This window comes from Agathobaculum sp., from assembly GCF_034098985.1.
Classification (GTDB): Bacteria; Bacillota; Clostridia; order Oscillospirales; family Butyricicoccaceae; genus Agathobaculum.
Window position 1 is genome coordinate 18,056 of sequence record NZ_JAXEOA010000009.1, and the last position, 19,196, is coordinate 37,251.

21 protein-coding genes, 2 tRNA genes and 1 pseudogene are annotated in these 19,196 nt (G+C 53.0%); 17 read left to right on the forward strand and 7 right to left on the reverse strand.

Going from position 1 to position 19,196, the window contains the following annotated elements; translation table 11 throughout:
* Positions 1 to 40: 40 nt before the first annotated feature.
* Positions 41 to 493, reverse strand: coding sequence for a CtsR family transcriptional regulator (locus SO058_RS01985; RefSeq protein ID WP_320841328.1), 453 nt, complete (start codon positions 491 to 493; stop codon positions 41 to 43).
* 304 nt (positions 494 to 797) lie between these two features.
* Between SO058_RS01985 and SO058_RS01990 the strand changes: the two genes are divergently transcribed.
* The 12 genes from SO058_RS01990 to SO058_RS02045 all read left to right on the forward strand — a co-directional run bounded on the left by SO058_RS01990 (position 798) and on the right by SO058_RS02045 (position 11,110).
* Entirely contained in the window at positions 798 to 968 is a 171-nt protein-coding gene (locus SO058_RS01990; protein WP_320841329.1) for a DUF362 domain-containing protein, read from the forward strand.
* Positions 969 to 1,229: 261 nt separating this feature from the next.
* A complete protein-coding gene (locus SO058_RS01995) occupies positions 1,230 to 2,456 on the forward strand; it encodes a cation:proton antiporter (RefSeq protein ID WP_320841330.1) in 1,227 nt (408 codons plus the stop codon).
* A gap of 116 nt (positions 2,457 to 2,572) precedes the next feature.
* The gene (locus SO058_RS02000) at positions 2,573 to 3,436 is read left to right on the forward strand and encodes a hypothetical protein (protein WP_320841331.1); all 864 of its coding nucleotides are present in this window, start codon (positions 2,573 to 2,575) and stop codon (positions 3,434 to 3,436) included.
* 20 nt (positions 3,437 to 3,456) lie between these two features.
* Positions 3,457 to 5,100 (forward strand): SulP family inorganic anion transporter, encoded by a 1,644-nt coding sequence (locus SO058_RS02005; RefSeq protein ID WP_320841332.1) that lies wholly within the window; start codon positions 3,457 to 3,459, stop codon positions 5,098 to 5,100.
* A 12-nt stretch (positions 5,101 to 5,112) separates the two neighbouring features.
* Complete coding sequence (locus SO058_RS02010; RefSeq protein WP_320841333.1) at positions 5,113 to 5,469, forward strand: arsenate reductase family protein; 357 nt, start codon at positions 5,113 to 5,115, stop codon at positions 5,467 to 5,469.
* 50 nt (positions 5,470 to 5,519) lie between these two features.
* Positions 5,520 to 5,608: transfer RNA gene (locus tag SO058_RS02015), tRNA-Ser, on the forward strand.
* Positions 5,609 to 5,642: 34 nt separating this feature from the next.
* Positions 5,643 to 5,732: transfer RNA gene (locus SO058_RS02020), tRNA-Ser, on the forward strand.
* 324 nt (positions 5,733 to 6,056) lie between these two features.
* On the forward strand, positions 6,057 to 7,661 hold the full coding sequence (locus SO058_RS02025; protein WP_320841334.1) for a hypothetical protein: 1,605 nt from the start codon (positions 6,057 to 6,059) through the stop codon (positions 7,659 to 7,661).
* 465 nt (positions 7,662 to 8,126) lie between these two features.
* Positions 8,127 to 9,149: a hypothetical protein gene (locus SO058_RS02030; RefSeq protein ID WP_320841335.1), complete on the forward strand. Its 1,023-nt coding sequence runs from the start codon at positions 8,127 to 8,129 to the stop codon at positions 9,147 to 9,149.
* Between the two features lie 37 nt (positions 9,150 to 9,186).
* Positions 9,187 to 9,318 carry a hypothetical protein gene (locus SO058_RS02035; RefSeq protein ID WP_320841336.1) on the forward strand — a complete coding sequence of 44 codons (132 nt, stop codon included), beginning with the start codon at positions 9,187 to 9,189 and terminating at the stop codon, positions 9,316 to 9,318.
* Positions 9,319 to 9,353: 35 nt separating this feature from the next.
* Positions 9,354 to 10,895: a recombinase family protein gene (locus tag SO058_RS02040; RefSeq protein ID WP_320841337.1), complete on the forward strand. Its 1,542-nt coding sequence runs from the start codon at positions 9,354 to 9,356 to the stop codon at positions 10,893 to 10,895.
* The gene (locus SO058_RS02045; RefSeq protein ID WP_320841338.1) at positions 10,892 to 11,110 is read left to right on the forward strand and encodes a hypothetical protein; all 219 of its coding nucleotides are present in this window, start codon (positions 10,892 to 10,894) and stop codon (positions 11,108 to 11,110) included. The genes SO058_RS02040 and SO058_RS02045 overlap by 4 nt, the downstream gene beginning before the upstream one ends.
* Before the next feature lie 121 nt (positions 11,111 to 11,231).
* Here the strand turns inward: SO058_RS02045 and SO058_RS02050 are convergent, their stop codons facing one another.
* Positions 11,232 to 11,534, reverse strand: coding sequence for a hypothetical protein (locus SO058_RS02050; protein WP_320841339.1), 303 nt, complete (start codon positions 11,532 to 11,534; stop codon positions 11,232 to 11,234).
* Positions 11,535 to 11,743: 209 nt separating this feature from the next.
* Here SO058_RS02050 and SO058_RS11110 point away from each other — a divergent pair, with 209 nt between their 5' ends.
* A complete protein-coding gene (locus SO058_RS11110; RefSeq protein WP_442872231.1) occupies positions 11,744 to 11,971 on the forward strand; it encodes a hypothetical protein in 228 nt (75 codons plus the stop codon).
* Positions 11,956 to 12,117, forward strand: a complete 162-nt coding sequence (locus tag SO058_RS02055) for a helix-turn-helix domain-containing protein (RefSeq protein WP_320841347.1) — start codon at positions 11,956 to 11,958, stop codon at positions 12,115 to 12,117. The genes SO058_RS11110 and SO058_RS02055 overlap by 16 nt, the downstream gene beginning before the upstream one ends.
* Before the next feature lie 18 nt (positions 12,118 to 12,135).
* Here the strand turns inward: SO058_RS02055 and SO058_RS02060 are convergent, their stop codons facing one another.
* Genes SO058_RS02060 through SO058_RS02080 form a run of 5 tightly spaced genes read right to left on the reverse strand, consistent with a single transcriptional unit; the run spans position 12,136 to position 17,385 of the window.
* The gene (locus SO058_RS02060) at positions 12,136 to 13,167 is read right to left on the reverse strand and encodes an S-layer homology domain-containing protein (protein WP_320841340.1); all 1,032 of its coding nucleotides are present in this window, start codon (positions 13,165 to 13,167) and stop codon (positions 12,136 to 12,138) included.
* 59 nt (positions 13,168 to 13,226) lie between these two features.
* Positions 13,227 to 14,027 (reverse strand): YARHG domain-containing protein, encoded by an 801-nt coding sequence (locus SO058_RS02065; protein ID WP_320841341.1) that lies wholly within the window; start codon positions 14,025 to 14,027, stop codon positions 13,227 to 13,229.
* A gap of 39 nt (positions 14,028 to 14,066) precedes the next feature.
* Entirely contained in the window at positions 14,067 to 15,758 is a 1,692-nt protein-coding gene (locus SO058_RS02070; protein ID WP_320841342.1) for a zinc ribbon domain-containing protein, read from the reverse strand.
* A 21-nt stretch (positions 15,759 to 15,779) separates the two neighbouring features.
* On the reverse strand, positions 15,780 to 16,631 hold the full coding sequence (locus SO058_RS02075; RefSeq protein WP_320841343.1) for a zinc ribbon domain-containing protein: 852 nt from the start codon (positions 16,629 to 16,631) through the stop codon (positions 15,780 to 15,782).
* Between the two features lie 25 nt (positions 16,632 to 16,656).
* Complete coding sequence (locus tag SO058_RS02080; protein ID WP_320841344.1) at positions 16,657 to 17,385, reverse strand: zinc ribbon domain-containing protein; 729 nt, start codon at positions 17,383 to 17,385, stop codon at positions 16,657 to 16,659.
* A gap of 107 nt (positions 17,386 to 17,492) precedes the next feature.
* Here SO058_RS02080 and SO058_RS02085 point away from each other — a divergent pair, with 107 nt between their 5' ends.
* The 3 genes and pseudogenes from SO058_RS02085 to SO058_RS02095 form a co-directional block, all read left to right on the forward strand.
* Positions 17,493 to 17,738 carry a helix-turn-helix domain-containing protein gene (locus SO058_RS02085; protein ID WP_320841345.1) on the forward strand — a complete coding sequence of 82 codons (246 nt, stop codon included), beginning with the start codon at positions 17,493 to 17,495 and terminating at the stop codon, positions 17,736 to 17,738.
* A gap of 93 nt (positions 17,739 to 17,831) precedes the next feature.
* On the forward strand, positions 17,832 to 18,932 hold the full coding sequence (locus SO058_RS02090; protein WP_320841346.1) for a zinc-binding protein: 1,101 nt from the start codon (positions 17,832 to 17,834) through the stop codon (positions 18,930 to 18,932).
* Positions 18,932 to 19,196: pseudogene (locus SO058_RS02095) on the forward strand (hypothetical protein); the annotation flags it as partial. The gene SO058_RS02090 and the pseudogene SO058_RS02095, both read left to right, overlap by 1 nt.

Sequence of the window (19,196 nt, forward strand, 5' to 3'; positions counted from 1 at the left end):
AGTCGTCTGTCGGTTTGATTTTACGTTTTTATAAGGGGAATCAGGTCGCGATCCCCAGGATCGCGCACCGGAAGATCGAGGCGCGCAGCCGGTCGCGGTCCGCGGGATCGACCTCCTGCAGCGCGCCGTCCGAACAGGCGGACAGCAAAAGCTGCCCTTCGGTTGGTGAAAGCAGTTCGGCGGAGACCAGCGCCCGGGTGAGCTTGGCCGCGCTGTTCTGTGTCAGCGCGCCGCCGACGCCGCGCGCCGCCTCGACAAGCGTGCGCTGCTTATCTCCCATGACCCGGATGATGCGGATAAATCCGCCGCCGCCGCGCTGGCTCTCGACCAGATAGCCGTTATCCGGCGAAAAGCGTGTTTCGATCACGTAATTAATCTGGCTGGGCACACAGTCGAACCGGTCCGCCAGGCTTTTGCGCTGCAGTTCGGCCACACCGCCGCCGGCCGACAGCATCTCGCCGATAAAATCGGCGATCACATCGCTCATTTTCATGGTGTACCTCTCCTCTAGATCAGTTATTCGGCCGTTCCTGACCTTGTCTGACCTATGATTTTATTATAAACGCTCTTTCGGAAAATGCAAGCATTTTTTCTGACCAATTCTGACTATTATTTTTGATAGCGTCTCATAAATGTAGAATTATCTCTTGTTTTCTCGCTTGATCACAGTAATTTAGTGGTTTTTGATGGTTTGCATAATCTGTAAAAGTTAGCCAACACTAACAAGTTGTTTTGCTTGCTTTTTAAAGGTGTTGTGTTAGAATAGAGTTGTAAATCAAATGGGAGGTGCAACACCAATGGCATACGTAATTTCTGACGCTTGCATCAGCTGTGGTTCCTGCGCGGGCGCTTGCCCGGTAGGCGCGATCGCTGAGGGCGATGGCAAGTACGAGATCAATGCAGGCTCCTGCATCGATTGCGGTTCCTGCGCGGGTTCCTGCCCGGTAGGCGCGATCTCGGAAGGCTAAGTTTCTTACATAAGAACTTACCCAAGCGTATAAAAAATCCGTCCTGTGTGGACGGATTTTTTATTTTGCCACCGTTTAGGAGGAATTGCACATTTCAAACAAGAATAGATGGTTTTTCCCTGTGAAAACTGGCGATAATTTTCCGTTAAGACGCTTGAACCGGGCAGGCTCGCAGGACTATAATAGAGGATGCTTTTGAGAGAGCATGAGGCAATATATTTAATAGGTAAGGGGGAACCCTGGTATCGGGGAGGTTGTTTTATGGATTACACATTTTTGCTGGTCATAGCGCTGATATTGCTATCGACCAAGGTTTTGGGGCTTGCATCGGAAAAGGTGCACATGCCGCAGGTCGTCGGCGCGCTGATCGCTGGTCTGCTGCTCGGGCCGAGCGTTTTCAATATCGTGTCCGAAACCGATTTTCTGATGAAAGCATCCGAGATCGGCGTTATTATCCTGATGTTCACCGCCGGGCTGGACACCGATCTAGATGAACTGAAGCAGACCGGCTTCGCGTCGTTCATCATTGCGCTCATTGGCGTGATCGTGCCGCTGGTCGGCGGCCTGGGCTGCTACCTGTTGTTTGACAGCAACGGCGGCGATCCGCAGAATATGCTCAAGGCGATTTTTATTGGCGTCGTGCTGACCGCGACTTCGGTTTCGATCACAGTCGAAACGCTGCGCGAGATGGGGAAGCTGAAAAGCAAGGTGGGCACCGCTATTCTGGGCGCGGCCGTGATTGACGATATTCTGGGCATCATCGTGCTGACCGTGCTGACCGGTTTCACCGATCCGGATGTACAGCCGCTCATGGTATTTGGCCGCATCGCGCTGTTCTTTGTATTCCTCGGTATCATCGGCATCATCATGCACAAGGCGTTTTCCAAGATGGACAGCGTTTGGAGCAAGCACCGGCGCATCGCGATCTACGCGCTGGCGTTCTGCTTCCTGCTCTCCTTTGTGGCCGAACATTTCTTCGGTATCGCGGACATTACGGGTGCGTATTTCGCGGGCCTGATTCTATGCAATATTTCTGATACGCGTGAATACGCGGCGAAAAAACTGACTGTTTTGAGCTATATGCTCTTCTCACCGCTGTTTTTTGCCTCCATCGGCATCAAGACCGAGCTGCACGGGCTAACCGGTATGATGGTGCTGTTTGCCGTGGTGCTGACGCTGATCGCGATCTTGTCCAAGGTGATCGGCTGCGGGCTGGGCGCAAAGCTGATGGGCTTTCAAACCTACGATGCGCTTTCCGTCGGCCTCGGCATGGTGTCACGCGGCGAGGTTGCGCTGATCGTGGCGCAGAAGGGCGAGCAGGCTGGGTTGATTGACCCGCACTTTTTCCCGCCGATCGTGCTCATGGTTATTGTAACAACACTGATCACGCCGGTTCTGCTCAAGTTTGGCATGAAGCGGCAGACGCCGGCAAACACCGAATTTGTAAACGGCGAAGCTGTGCGCATGCCCAAGACCGACCATATCTAATCGGCATACACATGAAGGACGCTTTTAAAAAGCGTCCTTTTTCATTGCCGAGAGAAGGGGATTGTGCTATACTACTTTTGTATGTCAAATTGATCCCGATGAGGAGGAACTCATAGATGAAATCCTATAAAGCGCTTCCGGCGCTCACGATCGGTCTGTGCGTGCCCGGCGTCGCTGTGCGCGCGCTGCACCTGCTGAACGGTTTTGAGATCGGCACCGGCCTGCCGGCCGCGGGCAGCGTGTGGCTGACCGCCTGCATCGCGCTGTTTGCACTGGCGGCGGTGGTATTCGCGGTATGCGCGCTGCCGCTTCGCGCGGAAAAACACACGCCGTTTGAAACGCTGCTCGGCACGCAGAACGTCAGCTTCCGCACGGCCGCGGTGACCGCGGGCCTGCTGGTCGCGCTGGGCGGCGTGGCCTATTTGCTGACCACGCTGCGCGTTCCCGAACAAGACGCCGCCGTGTGGGCGCGCGCGCTTGAATATGTTTATGCTGCGCTTACCGTGATTGCGGGAGCGAGCCTGCTCGGACTTGCGGGCGCGCAGGGGCGGACTATGACCGCCCGGTCGGCCGCGCTGACGTTGCCGCCGTTGATCTGGAGCTGCGCGCATCTGCTCGTCACTTACCGCATGACTTGCATCGACCCCAAGCTGCCTTCGTTCGGCTTCGGCCTGGTGGCCGACGTACTGCTTGTGCTCGCGTTTTACCATCTGGCGCGCCTGCTTTATGGCAAGCCGAACCCGTCGCTGCTTGCGTTTTTCAGCGCCTCCGCGACCGTGATCGCGGTGTCCGACCTGGGGGGGTACGGCGTTGCATGGCTGATGGGCATGCGCGCGGTAGACTGGCCGGCCAAGACCCTGCTTCGCGGCGGCGTGACGGTGGCGGCCTGCGTGCTGCTGCTGGCCGAGTTGTTTCTGCTGGCGCGGGAGCCGATTGCTGAACCGGAAATGCAGAATGTGCCGCAAAGTGGCATAGAATAAACACAATATTGGGGGATAACATGGGAAGCGAGTTTTTGCGGCAGCTCCGGCGGGAGTTTGCCGGTTATAATGGACAGAAATTAGCAAAGGATCTGATGGCGGGTCTGACGGTAGCGGCGGTGGCGCTGCCGCTCGCGCTCGCATTCGGCGTATCCGCTGGAGCGACGGCGGCTATTGGCCTGGTGACCGCTATCATCGCGGGGCTGGTAATCTCCGCACTAACCGGGGGGTATTATCAAATATCGGGGCCGACTGGGGCTATGGCAGCCATCCTGGGTTCGCTCATCAGTGTTTACGGGATGCAGGGCATGTTCCTTGCGGCCTTTCTCGCAGGCATCCTGCTGGTTCTGGCCGCGGTGCTGCATCTGGGCAACCTGACTGCGTTTGTGCCTGCGCCCGTCATCACGGGCTTTACATCGGGCATCGCGGTCATCATCGCGCTCGGGCAGGTGGATAACTTTTTCGGTACGCACTCGGAGGGCGGCTCGGCAGTTGAAAAGCTGCTTTCCTACCGCACGCTGGGCTTTTCGCCCGATTGGACAACGGTTGCAGTCGCGCTGTTTGTCGTGCTGCTGATGGCGTTCTTCCCGAAGAAATGGAACGCGGTCGTCCCGGCCTCGCTCATCGGCATCGTGCTTGCCACGGCGGCAACCATGCTGTTCGGGCTGGACATTGCGACCGTGGGAGAGATCCCCCAAACCCTGCTGCTCGAAGACCGGTTGAACCTGTCCGCAATCGACTGGGGCATGGTGCCCGCGCTGCTCGCGCCTGCGTTTTCCATTGCGGTGCTCAACATGTTGGAAAGCCTGCTGTGCGGCGCATCCGCCGGGCGTGCAACCGGCGTCAAGCTCAATAATGATCAGGAGCTGCTCGCGCAGGGCGTGGGTAATCTGGTGCTGCCGCTGTTCGGTGGCATCCCGGCGACCGCCGCGCTCGCGCGCACCTCGGTAGCCGTACGCTCGGGTGCACAGACGCGGCTGACCGGCGTGTTTCATGCGCTTGGGCTGCTTATTATGATGTTCGTGCTGGCGCCTGTGATCCAGCATGTGCCGCTCGCAGGACTGGCGGGCGTGCTGATGGTGACCGCGTGGCGCATGAACGAATGGCACGCGATTCGCTATATTTTCTCGCATAAATTTAAGGGCGCGGTTGCAAAATTTATCGTGACCATGGTTTGTACGATTGTATTTGATCTGACGGTGGCGATCGCGGTCGGCGTGGCGCTCGGGCTGATTCTGATGGTCGCGCGGCTGAGCAAATTGCAGGTCAATTATGAGCGGGTAGATATGAGCCGTGTCAAAATCGACAACCCGGCGCTCATCGCACGCTATGACAACGCGATGGTTGCTTATATCACCGGACCGCTGCTATTCGCCAATATTGGCACAGTGGAGGAGATTGCCGAACGTGCGGCGGGGTGCGACACGTTGTTGCTTTCGATGCGCGGCGTGCCTATGGTCGACGTATCGGCAGCGCAGACGCTGCTGACCCTGCTGGACAGCCTGCGGGAACAGAGGATGGACGTGGTGCTGTGCGGCCTGCCGACGGCGGCGATGACCATGATGCGCCGCGCAGGCGTGGTCGACCTGCTGGGGGAAGAGGCGTTCTATTGGAGTGTCGAACGGGCGCTGCTCGACCTGCGTCCGCGTTCCCCAAAAGCTTAAGGAGGAAATAAAATGCTGTTTGTATGCTATCCCAAATGCACCACCTGCCAGAAAGCGAAAAAATGGCTGGACGGACAGGGCGTGCCGTATGAAGAACGCGATATCAAACTCGACCGTCCGACCGAAAGCGAGCTTCGCGCGTGGCATCAAAAGAGCGGCTTGCCGCTCCGCCGCTTTTTTAATACGAGCGGCCTGCAATATAAGGCGCTCGGCCTGAAGGATAAGCTGCCGGAAATGAGCGAGGACGAGCAGTATGCGCTGCTCGCGACAGATGGGATGCTGGTCAAACGGCCGCTTATGGTAGGCGAAGACTTTGCTTTGCCCGGCTTTAAGGAAGCCGAATGGGCGGATAAACTGAAAAAAGATTGACAGGGCGTGCCCGGTATAGTATAATAACTATTGCTTATCGGGCATGATACGGAGCGGTATCGAAGTGGTCATAACGAGGCGGTCTTGAAAACCGTTTGCCTGAAAGGGCGCGTGGGTTCGAATCCCACCCGCTCCGCCATTTACCCTGACGGGGCAAAACTTGATATTGGTATGGAGAAGTACCCAAGTGGTGAAGGGGCTCCCCTGCTAAGGGAGTAGGGCTCGAAAGGGTCGCGAGGGTTCAAATCCCTCCTTCTCCGCCATCCAAACCCTCGCGGTCGAAAGACCGCGGGGGTTTTGTGTTTTTGCTTGACAAAATGTGCCGTCAGCGTTATGCTTAAGAAAAAACATAGGAAGGAAGTGAATTTCATCTCAAAATTAAGTTTTTAAACTATTGATAAATATTTGCCACAGATACTAAAAAAGCAAATAAATTTGCCAGTCACAAAGTACAAAAGAGTGCAAGAAAATGTCCTTATAGTTTCTTTTTTGAATGGTAAAGTGTGCGCTTTTTTAGATTTCTGTGGATTTTTTATGCTCTCATACAAAAATCCATTTGAAGAATAAAACAAATGGAGGAATTAACAATGAGTGAACAAAACACGGGCAGCCAGAAAAAATATACCGCAGTCTGCTATGATAATGGCGTGGTGTATTTAGTCAGCAAGCATGGGCAGGTCAAGAAATTCCCGACCAAGAGCGAGGCCAAAGAGTATGTAAAGGCGCGTGGTGGACGCTGGAAGCAGTTGCGCGCGAATCGCGACATGGCTAGCTGCGTCTGCGCACCTGAGCCAGTACAACTGAACGGTAAGGTTCAGCGCACCTTTTATCGCATCATGACCGAGCCGCCTGCAGACGAGGCAGGAGACTGGCGAACAATACTGCTCAGTTTAAGCACTGGATACATTGCCCGCATGATCGATAAGCTGGGCTTGGAACCTTGTCCGCGCGCCCGAAGGAGAGCGCCGATCTACCGCATTGAGGCAGATTCAGATGACTTGGTACGTGATGAACTAGAGCGCTTGGCAAAGGTGCTCGTACCTAATCACGTTGACTTTGACGTGAGCCAATCGAAAAGTCCAGTCTTATTCCCGGAGAACTATAATGGAGATCGTTTGGAATCTTCGGCTTATTTCAAGGTGAAGCGTGCTCGTCTGCCAATGCAATATCGGGACACGGCTGTGATCATTGATCAGCGTATGCTGAAAAAGGGCGAAGCAGAACGATTTCTCGATGAAAACCCGTGGGCATCTGTTCTGCTGATTACAAAGAAAAATCAAAAGATTGAACGGTGCGGCATCCTACCAGTGCAGCTAAACGAAGCGGGATTCCCGCTTGGCAAGAAAAAAACCGAAGCCGTGAGGTTGGTTATGCAGGCCTTTGAACAATGTCTTCAAGATATTTGCCGCATTGCAACCGACGGCAAGAAAAAACACCGGAAGTATCAGAAGCAAATCAAGGCAATGTGGCGTGCACTTGATACATGCATGAAGCGTGTCAATGTCAATAAACGCGATTATTTCTGGCCGAAACTCCGCTTATTGTCCGCCGATCTGCTTGCCAAGTTTGTCGCAGGCTCCTTTGACAAACTTGCTTGTGCTGACGGAAGTGACGTATCGCGGTCTGATATAAGTCAGACATGCCAGCCGCTATGGCGCAATCTGATTTTACCGGGCTGCTGTCCAATGTCAGAACCAGATGTGCCGCTGGAGGAGAAGAACCTTTCAAAAGAAGATTATCCAGAGCTGTTCCGGCGCACCGTAGCGCAGACACTGAACGACCTAACGAGACTTCCTTATATTCCTCGAGGTAGCGAGAAGGAAATTTGTCCCGAGTGCGCTGAAGACGACCCGGGGTTTCGATACTATGGGTATCGGCGAACATTCGAGATTGTCAAGACAAAAGAGCAGCAGGCGGCTGTGTTTTTTGTACGGGATGAATTTCTAGAGCAGTTTGAAAAGCATTGTCCGTGCAAATGCGATGCAAAGGAAGTGCTCTCATACTGCGAAAACAGTGCGACGCCAAAGTATTTTGCGCCGCAAAAGAAAGGATCGAGAAAGGCGCGCATACCACGCGCATTGAACGATAACAAGCCGGTGCCGTCCGTTATTCTGATGTTGGACGAACTGGATTTTCTGCCCGATGACCTGCGGGAGCGGCTGCTGGAGACGTTTAAACAAGAGAAAAACTGATGAAAAGAGACCTGCTTCGGCAGGTCTCTTTTTTGTGCAAAAAGTTCGGTTTTTGGTCGTGTTCTTGTGTTCCTATGTTCCTATATGCGGAGTAAGAGAACAAATCCAAGAGACATAAGGAAAGCTATAGATAGCGCCGGATAGCTGGCGAACCCATTATTATAGTAAAACAAATCTTAACCTTTAAAGAACGCAAGCTCGATACGTATCAAGTTGATAACTCTATACATCTGTTTTAGCATGCCACTTTTTCCAGCCGCATGTAGTCTTTTACATTCATCCCAACAGAGATTTAAAAGCATTTCTGGAGGGATTGCGATGGGACGAAAAAAGAGAAAAGCAATGCTCACGGCTGAGGGCTATTCAATACATACGTTCGAGGTAAGGACACCCTTATCACATCGCGAGTTCAAAGAACACATTTCGCGGGCATTTCAAGATGCAAAAGATAAGAAAAAGCCTGCTATGTACGAGTTCGCGCGGGGCGCATATTGCGACAAATCGCGGGCGCGTGACGGTGTGCGGGTTTACTATACGAAATATGATCGGCAGGGGAATATCCGTCCGTTGGTCAAGGCGGTCATTAATCCGCGGAAGCTGCTCGACCGGAACAGCAGCTATCTTGGCACAATGCCGCGGGATGAGTGCTCGCTGGAGCGACTGTATGAGCGGTTTACCGATGTGATGCGGGAACAGGGCTTGCCCGAGTTTTTCGAGGACTGGAGGTTAAGCCGCGCCGACTTGTGCGTCAATCTGGTCTGTCCGCAATCAAAAATCGCGCGAGAGTTGATCCGGACAGCGCGAAAGTGGCCGGAGCCGTCAAAGTATAAACGACTGTATCCCGAGATGAAACACATTATTCTGTTTCATGCCGGTGCGGTCGACGTGGCGCTTTATGATAAAGTATTCCATATCACAGATAACGGCCTGCTGCTCGAGAAAGAGAAACTGCCAAACGGTGTGCTGCGTATCGAGGTACAATATAGGCGCGCTTATATCCGCAGGGCGGCAAAAAAGTTTGATACTGAGGGAGATTCATGGGAGACGCTCAAGGCGCTCGCGCTTCACAGCAGGCGGCTTCTGTTAAAGCATCTACAGCGCTGCTTTCCCGCAGAGGACTTTTGTAAACCCGGGCTACTGGAGGAGCGTATAGTAGATGCCACATATTCGGCAGAGGAGAAACGTCACATGTTGGCATTGGTGGGTGCTTTGTGCAAGCGTCCGACGCTGGATCATGCCCTGCGGGCGGTTGCAGGGGAATATGGGTTGGGCGCATATGAGCGAAAACAAATACTCGTACGGTTTGCCACCCTTGGCGTCAGCCCGATTCCACTTAAGAAGAACTTTTACCGGGACAAGCTGCTCAGTCTCCCGCATATCCTACAAGAGATCGAGGAGGATGGCACAAGCGAAGTCGTAACGGATGGTTCTGATGACTGTACTTTTTCACGCATCGTTCAACAAGGGGATAAACGGAAAAGCGTTTAAGCTGAGTATGTATTATAACCTTGAGGAGGAGAAATGTATGACAAGCCAAGAGCGATGTGTACACGTCAACATTGAACATGATACGGCGAGCTTACAGCCGGAGTGGGAACTGCTATGCAGGATGATTTTCGAGGTGCAGGTAGCATGCGAACTGGAGGAAACGGCCTAATCAGCACCATTAAATGAAATAAGGGAGGGCGCAATATGGCAGCCCGTAAGGAGAAATCGTTGCGGGCTGTCGCGTACGCCCGCTTTAGCTCGGAAATGCAGCGGGAAGAGTCGATCGACGCGCAGCTGCATGCAATCGAAACCTATGCAGAAAACAACCATCTACTGCTGTGCGGCAGCTACATTGACCGTGCCAAATCGGCCACGACCGATCAGCGTCCGGAATTTCAGCGGATGATCGTGGACGCGCAGCGCGGGCAATTTGATGTAGTGATCGTTCACAAGCTCGACCGCTTTTCACGCGACCGGTACGACAGCGCGTTTTATAAGCGCAAACTGCGGCTGGCGAACGTCGCCCTGCATTCGGTGCTGGAAAATTTGGACGGCAGCCCGGAAAGTGTGATTTTGGAATCGGTCATCGAGGGTTTTAACGAATATTATTCCCGCAATTTGGCGCGCGAGGTAGAGAAAGGAAAAAAGGAGAACGCGCGCAAGGGCATTCATGTAGGCGGTGTTCCGCCGCTCGGGTACGACGTCGATCCGCAGACACGAAAGCTGGTGATCAACGAGCGGGAAGCGGAAGCGGTACGGCTGATTTTCGCCATGTCTCGGGAGGGGCTGGGGCATACCCAAATGCGAGACAGGCTCAACAGCGGCGGCTACACGACCAAGCGCGGCCGTCCGTTCGGCAAGAACTCGATCCATGAGATCCTGCGGAACGAAAAGTATACGGGTGTTTACATCTATAATCGCTCGGTAGCCAAATCAGTGGATGGCAAGTTTAACCGCCATGCCCTGAAAGATGAGAGCGAAATTATCCGGTTGGAGGGGGCTGTGCCACAAATTATCGACAAGGAAACGTTTCAGCGTGTGCAGGAGACATTCCGGCGGCGCAGGCATAAAGGCGCGAGACACAAAGCAAAAGAGCCGTATTTGCTGACAGGCAAAATCGTCTGTGGGAAGTGCGGTTCTGCTTATGTTGGGAATCATCGAAAAGCGTATGCCGGTCATGTGGGCTATACCTCGTATCGGTGCGGCCGTAAAAATAACGCGATCCGGTGTGACAGCAAGGAGATCCGGAAAGAGGACATCGAGCGTACTGTGTTGCGCGTATTGTCGGAGCGGCTGTTTAACGATAAGCTGCTGCCGCGTTTAGAAAAGGAATACGCGGATTTCCTGTGCAAGCAAGGCGGTGCGGACGCGCAGGAATACGAGCGGCTTCAAAAGCGGCACGGGGAGCTCAGCGTCCAGATCGAGAATATTGTCGGCGTGATCGCACAGACCGGTTCCGCTGCTCTGACGGATAAACTGCGCGAGTTGGAGCAGCAGCGAGCACAGGTAGAGCATGATTTGAGCGGGATCGAATCTCGTCGGCGCGAACAGACGCTGGTCGGAAAACAGCTGGCGGATGCGTTCCACCGGGCAAAGGCCATGTTAGCACAGGGCACGCTAGAAAGCTGCCGGGAGGTGGTGAATACGTATGTGGAGCGGGTGACTGTGTTTGACGATCACATATCGATCAAGCTGCATCTGTCCGAAAGCTTCGGGTTGGAGGAAACGCGGGCGCGCAGCGGATGAAGCGCAAGCAGACCGTGGACAAGGCGCTGAAAGGCATGCAAAAGCAGGGCATCCAAGTGGATACCCTGCTTGAGAGATTTGAGAAGCTTTGTGTCAACCCAGTACCGCTGCGCAAGGGCTTTTGCTGCAAGCGGCTGCCCAGCCCGGTCGAACTGCTGGAAACGGTTGGGGATCAGCCGTTTATCGTTGAAATGGAATATTGGAAGACCAAGTGATGAGGCTTAGAACGTGACAATGGAACGAGGGGAATGGCATTCCGGTGCTCCGAAACGGAAAACTCCCGGCCGTTTGGGCAGGCCGGGAGCGGATCGTTTCAGAAGCAGATATTTGCATTTATCATGTGTTTTCCTGCGGCTCTATCGAGCGGCGCAGTAAATCCCTCGATTGCTCGTGCAGTGCCATCAGTTTGCACAGCAACTCCATCCAGCGGAGCCGTTCGACTGGGCTAAGCAGGACATTGCCCAAAATGGTATCAAGCTTCGCTATAAGCGGATCCAACATACAAACCCGGTCGCTCAGCACCAGTACGCGCAGCATTTCTTTTAAGCTATCCTCCTCAGGGTGTTCAAACGCGGCATCTACATCGGCCTCCAATGTCTCCAGCAGGTCTTTAATCTTGGAAAAAGTATTGTTGTACAACGTGCAGTCCCCCTTTTTTATAAGCATGTTGAACTGTGGGGGCTGTTTCATGCGCCGCGCGGAATGGCTTTTTTGACGTGAATTGCCTAACATAAATATGAGTAAGCGTGATCTGCGGTGTGCTGCGTTTACGTTCGGCATATCATTCATACAAAGGAGTTTTCCCAATGAAATACATCGATTATCGCGACATGAAATAATACTACACCATCGACGAGGTTTGCCGTCTGCTGGAAATGGACAAGCAAGAGCTGCGACAGTATTCTGAAAAATACGGCATTCGGCCGCAGGAGGATCAATATGGGAACTGGGGATTCCGGAAGATATTGGTGTGCAAGCTGCACAACTCGATTTACAAGGAGCAGCGAAACGGCAGCACGAGTAATCAGCGTTCATCCGACCGGAGTGACGGCCCGTGGGCATGGGCGAAATCCTGACCGTCAAAGAGGTCGCCTACTTGCTCAAAACCACCCGCCAGCAAGTACGTAAGATGATTCAAGATGGAGAACTCCCGGCCGTTAAGGTCGGCCGGGAGTGGAGGGTGACGATGGAGGTGCTGGCGGAATTTGTGAGTGCAGTATAACTTGCGAAGTATGCTGTGTTAAATTTGAATCGTACCGTTGCACGTATAGTCTATTTCGTAACCAGGTTGTTCCGAATCGGCAAGATACACGTCCAGATGTATATTATAATTTGAGAACACAAACTCATATCGTACCGGACTAGCATTTTGCGGTTGGTCGCCCCACGCAAAGGTTCCATATCCAGTCGCAGTCGTTGGACTTGTAAATGTCGCAGGTTCGGCGGTAAATAAAACGGCATGCCCTGCTTTTTCGTACTGGAAATCAAACAGCATTTGGCTACTTGTAATGCTAAAAATGTTTAAGTAACATCCGATCCACGTTCTAACCGGATCACCAGCGGAAGAGAAATACTCTCCTTCGTATCCGACCAAACGAGGCGTTGCCTGCAGAGTAAATACTTTCCGCAAACTTGGCTCAATCATACGTGAAATAACGGTTGCAACCTCTGCGCGCGAAATATAGGAGTACGGCTCGAACGTGCCATAAGCGTCATTGCCGGTCAAAATACCTGCTTCGTACATGGCATATACCGAAAATGCGCCCTCAACCGATAATGGTAAGTCGGGTATTTCATCCTCTTCAATCTGATTGATATCCGCAAATTCTTTTGCTGGTAAAGCATTTACCATCATCCACGCGAAACTGAGACGAGTCGCCATTTGATTATCCAAATCGGCGGCTGTTAAATAATCTGGAACAATGATATCATTGGTGACCGCATATGCAACATACGGTGTATACCATGCGCCGTTTGCAGTAGGGATGTCGTTTCCATGATATTTTGCGTGAATGCGCGCGGCCAGCGCAATCGTTTGTGCCAAAGTAATATTATTCTGTGGGGAAAATTTCGTTTGACTGGTTCCATTCACTAGCCCCAGCTCATAGGTCTTTGCAAAGTAGGGCGCATACCACGCGGTGCTTGGTACATCGGTAAAGGTATTGTTATAGCTGCGCTGCGATGTAAAATTCTCCATTGCGGCGGACGCTGACGGAGCTGCTGTCAGGCAGAAAGACAGCGCGAGAATAAAAGAAAGAATTCGTTGTTTCATGATATTTTCCCCTTTCATATTACAAATTTAAAGCGACAAGAACGGGATTGTCAAACACTTCATTGCCAGCCTCTCTTCTTTTCATAGGCTAAAATCGTATCGACGTTAGCCTGCTCTACCTTGTTGAGATTACCGCCTTTATAAGAGGAATCGGGCCAATACCAGCTTTGTGCGGAAAAGTAGTTCTGAATATAATCGGTTTCAAATACATAGCCGTGGCGCGCAAAAATCTCGTTGCGGGCCAAAAGCGCGATCGTTAGATCCCAGAAAAGCATATCCGCCTCGGTGATATATTGCCGGTCGCTGGGGAAAATATACCCGTCAAAGGAGATACTATCGCCATCGCGCGCCGCGGTAATCGCCGCAAGAATGAGCGCAGCCTGTGCGGAAGCGTCTGCTTTGGCCTTGTCGGCTTCCTGTTTGGCGGTTTCCGCGTCCTTTTGAGCCTGCTCGGCATCCTTTTGCGCCTGTTCCCGCTCAGCCTGCGCGGCTTCGGCTTGCTGCTGCGCCTGTTCGGCGGCCTGCTGCGCTTCGGCGGCTTGTGCCTGTGCCGCCTGTAATTCCTGCTCGTGTTTTCGCTGGTTGTTTACCGCGATGACGCCGCCAATGACAAGGCCTGCCACCGCAAGAGCAGCGGCAACAACAGCAATGATTTTTCCCGTCGACCGCTTTTTAGGCGTGCACACCTGCTGTGCCATCAGCGGCGGCTCTGAATGATCGGGCGCTTGCTGTGGCGCGGCCGCATGAGAAACCGTGTCTTTCTGTACAGGCGCGTCCTGCTCCGGCGTCAAGTTTTTGCCGCAGGTCGTGCAGAACAGGCTGCCGTTGGGCAATTGCGCGCCGCAAAATTTGCAAAACATTTATCTTCCCCCAATAAAACTTCCTTTGTTCGCTATAGTTCATTGTTCTTTCATATCATACATCAACCAAATATCACTATCCTGAATTCGCATATAATAAGCGTAGCTTTGATGGACTTCCTTATAAGTGCCATCTGCATACGTTACACCAATCAGCTCGTCCGAAATAAGGACAGCGGTGTCACCATTTAATGTTTGATCAATGGTGTCATAAGCCAGCACCTCTTCCGTGATGCCTTGTTCGCTTAAACTACTGACCAGAGCTTTTTGATCCTGATATATCTGACTGCCTTTGACAAACACGTGGGATACCAGCGAGAAATCCTGATAATTGATTGCCTCTGTCAAACCATAAATATATCCAGAAAAGGTTTGGAAAGTTGCGGCTTCCCACTGCTCATAAGAAGAAAGGCTTTCATATGCTGGGCGTGACGGGGTTGACGCAGCATTTTTTTGTGTCTTAGCCGGTGCTGATGCGGGTTCTGTTCTAACCGCATCCGGGCGGATGCAATATTCATAGGCCAACGCCAGACCACGGTCGGCGCTATTGTCTACGGTGATCGTCAAATACAAAACATCTGGCTGCGTAGAGCTTAAATTGAGCGTAATCTTACCGGTATTACCGCGGTTGTCCGTGTACTCGCCGGACGCTTGTGTAGCGGTTGTATCGCTGGGCGCGGCTTCGATCAGCGTGCTGGGGATTTGTACTTTCCAATTTGCGGTTGCCGAGAAATAGTATCGCCCGTTCGCGCTCTGTATTGAAAAATTTACAAGCTCCGGAGAATCGCCGCTATAACGCTCAACCACCCAATCGCCGAGGAAACTGTCAAGCGCCGACTGAGCGGCCGCGGACGGCTCGGGCACACTGTCTGGCGGGAGATCGGCAGAATATTCCTCTGTCGCATTGGGGAACTCCTCGGGATATTCTTCCATTGCCAAAGGAATCAAAACTGTGATAAACAATATTAACGATGCGGCAATACAGATGCCCCAATAAGCCAGCAAGGTGCATAGGACACGTCCGGCGGACGGATCGGGGAACAAATTGTCGTGGCACAGCTTTTTCTCCACATGCGCCAGATAAATACGGTTAAAGCGTTTGGCAAACAGAATTTGGCAGGCGATGAACCAGATACTGTCCACTGCACCCAGCAGCATAGCGCAGAGAAGTACGGAATCGTTGGAAGCGGCAAGCCCAAAAATCGTCGTCAACGCAAGCGGGATAATGGCCAAAAGCGGGATACGCATGGCCTTGAGCCATTCCCGCCAGACATTCCGGTAGCTGGCATGCGCCAGAGAAAAGAAAAACGAAGCCCAGTTCAGTTTGTTGCAGCCGCCTCGCCGGATTTCCGCAAATTCTTTCAGATAATAGCCCGTGTTTTTGCAGACGATTTTACGCATGCAATCTTCGTCGGTATCGGACGTGTCCGGCGCGCCCTCGTTTTGCGGCGTTTCGTTTGTTTCCGGTTGCGGCGTCGTATCCGGGCCGGATGCAGTATCGCTGTTACAGACGCTGGATGGCGCGGCTTCGGGTATGGTTTCTTCTTCTGCTGTGTCTGGTATGCGTTCTGGTGAGCATTCCCTTTCTTCTGTGCCAACCACGTTCTCCAGTAAATCTTCCGGCGCAGATATGGGATCGCTTGGCGCAGGCGCTTGTTCCTGCCTTGCGCCGCAATGGAGGCAAAATACGCTGCCCGACTCTATTTCTTTGCCACAATTGGTACAAAACATTGTTTTTCACTCCTTTGGCTGTCAGCCATAAATCAGCCCCATCGCAAACACAATGGAGAGCCAGTCGCTGAAAGGCTCGCCGTCCCTTGTTCCGGAAGTGGGCTTTACATACACAGAGTCACCCGCATAGTTGACATGGAATGTGAGCGATAGCCGTATGCCGCGGTCGGGCTGAAAACCGGAAAAGGTGACCAGATATTCCCTATCTCCGACCTTGGAAGAACGCCAGTCCACTCCTGAGAAGTTTCGATCAACTGCATCTCCTAATTCAATCGTGCCCCACTGATCGAACACAATGCTTTTGGTATCGCTGACCGGATGATTGGTAAACAGCCAAACCAGTACGATAATCGTAAGGAGCGTCGATAATACACTGCCAACCGCTTTCCAATTAACCGAAGTGCTTCCTTCTGTTGCGGAGGATGTATCTGACGTGGATGCGTTACCGCCTGACGAAGCGTTAGCATCTGTGTCGGCGTTTGCGGAACCGCTGGTGGAATGTGTATTTCCGGCCATGTGCTCCGCGTGTTCATGTGTTTCCTCATTTGCGGTGAACTTCGCATCCTGCTCCTGCTGCTTGGCCGCTGTCGGTGCGCCGCAGACCTTGCAAAACTTCGCGCCGGGCGGAATTCTTTCGCCGCAATGCGCACATGTTAGCGGCGCAGCGGTTGAAGCGCCGCATACCCTGCAAAATTGCGCATCCGCCGGAAGCTGTGCGCCACACTGGGGACAGGTCAACGTTTCGGCGGTTGAGGGTGACGGCGGCGGATCTTTTTCAATCGAGGTTTCCGCTGTCATCGCAGTGCCGCAGATGTTGCAATATTGCGCTTCACTGGGCAGTTCGTTACCGCATTCCAAGCAAATTTTACTCATAAGCTATCCCCCTTTTTGAAACATTTTAATAAAGCATCGACATCATAACGGCGCTGGACAGCAAGTTATCAATAAAAACAACTGCCAAAGTGATGCCAACACTGATGGCAGCCGCCTTACCATTGGCTCCGGGCTGATGTGGCACGCGACCATGGAGCATATCGTCAATATGATGCATATACATCGTGTTAAACCGCATGGCAAACTGAATATGCCGTACTCCTGTACCGATCATACCACCTATTGAAATCGGTATGAGTAAAGTAGTGAGATTGAATGAAAAAGATGCGATGGCAAACAAACCAAGCAATCCGCTTGCCTGTGTGATCAAAAACGGGATATAACACATCTGCACATACTCGCGCCACATATTACGGTAAGCGGCGTGGTACAACCCGAGAAAAAATGCTGCCCAATTGGTTTTTCGCTCATCTTTCTCCTGAATATTAAAAAACTGCTCCAGATAATACGAAGCATTTGGGCCTACTAAAGCACGGAAATTTTCTTGCTCTGTATTAAAATCAGCATCGGTCCAGCGTTCGGTTTTACCTTTGCGCAAAAACGTCTGTTGTGCAGGCTGCTGATTCTGCGCGGGAGCATGTGGCTGTGATGGCGGAGCTTGCGGCGGCGTTTCGTTTGCCGTATGGACGGCATCATGCAGAGCGGCAGCATCCTGTACACCGGTCGCAGCCCCGCATTTTGAACAGAATTTTGCGGTGTCTGGAATCTGTTGACCGCATTTCATGCAAAACATACAAAATCCCCCTTGTTCTATCTGATAATTCCATTATATTTGGTAATGCCAAAATAAGCAACACCAAAATTTCATATACTGGTGAAAACGACCAGTAGGTGATGGTGTTGAACAAACGGAAGCTTGCATTGGGGAACCGGAATATCGTGGGTGCGCGGGTGACCGAAGCGCGCATGGCGCAGGGGATTTTGCAAAAGGATCTGCTGGCCCGCATGCAGGTAGCGGGTGTAGAAATCAGCCTGCCGGCGTTATCGCTGCTCGAGGGGCAGAAACGCCCGGTATCCGATATCGAACTGAAAGCGTTGTCCGAAATCCTGAAAGTGGACGTACGCTGGCTGCTCGGTCAACTATAAGCTGTTCATGCGGCAATTCCGCCTATATACTATAAAAGTGAGCCCGGAGGAACAACCTCCGGGCAATTTTTATGGTTTTAGGAGGAAACCGCCATGAACGAGACGTACCCTTGCAGCCATTGCGGCGCGAAGCATCCTACCAGCGAGTTATTCCGCTGCGGCAATGACGACCTCTGCCCCGATTGCGCGGCGCAATTGACCATCCTCTGCGACGAATGCCAAACGCGCATCTACCGCGACGACGACCGCGGCGACTCACAGCACGTCCTCTGTCAGGCGTGCTGCGAGGCATATTACACCACCTGCGACAACTGCGGCGCGATGATACGCACCAATCACGCCTACTACCCGGAGGACAGCGACGAAACCTTTTGCTGGGAATGCTATGAACGTCGTACCCGCCATGCCGCTATCCACGAATACGACTACAAGCCCGACCTGTCCTTCCACGGCAAGGGCCTGCGGCATTTCGGCGTGGAACTGGAGATTGACGAGGGCGGCCAGAGCGCCGCCAATGCGAGGCGGCTGCTGGACATCGGCAACCGGAGCGCTGAAAACCTATACATCAAGACGGACGGCAGCTTGGACGACGGCCTTGAACTCGTCACCCACCCGATGACGCTGGATTACCATCGAAACGAAATGCCATGGGCAGACGTGCTCGCCGCCGCCCGCTCGATGGGCTATCTCAGCCACCGCGCCGAAACCTGCGGCCTGCACGTACATGTCTCCCGCTTGGCGTTTGGTTGTACTTACGACCAGCAGGAGACCGCCATTGCCCGTCTTGTCTACTTCGTCGAGAAATTCTGGCCGGAGATGCTGCGGTTTTCGCGCCGCACCGAGAGCCAGCTCAACCGATGGGCGGCGCGCTACGGTGCGCGGTTATGTCCCAAAGACCAGCTCGACCATGCGAAGCATTCCGGCGCGGGACGTTATGCGGCGGTGAATCTGACAAACGGCGACACGATCGAGATCCGCATCTTTCGCGGCACGCTCAAACTGAATACGCTTTTGGCCACCCTGCATCTGGTAAACCACCTCTGCGAGGTGGCTGTTTCTTTGTCTGACGCAGCGCTTCAGGATATGAGCTGGCATGGTTTTCTGCGCCGGATCACCGAGCCGGGGCTGATCCAGTATCTAAAAGAGCGGAATCTTTATGTGAATGAGCCGGTTGCGGTAGAGGAGGACGAATAATGTGCAGTCTGTTCGGTCTGATTGACCACGATAACGTGTTATCCACCAAGGAGAAGAACCGTATCCTGAACACGCTCGCCCGCGAGTGCGAATGCCGCGGCACGGACGCGACCGGCATCGCCTACAATTTCGGCGGCAGGCTGCGGATCTACAAGCGCCCGCTGCCCGCCCATCAGCTCAAGCTGCACGTGCCGAACGGAGTAAACGCCGTCATGGGGCACACCCGTATGACCACACAGGGCAGCGAGAAGAAAAACTATAACA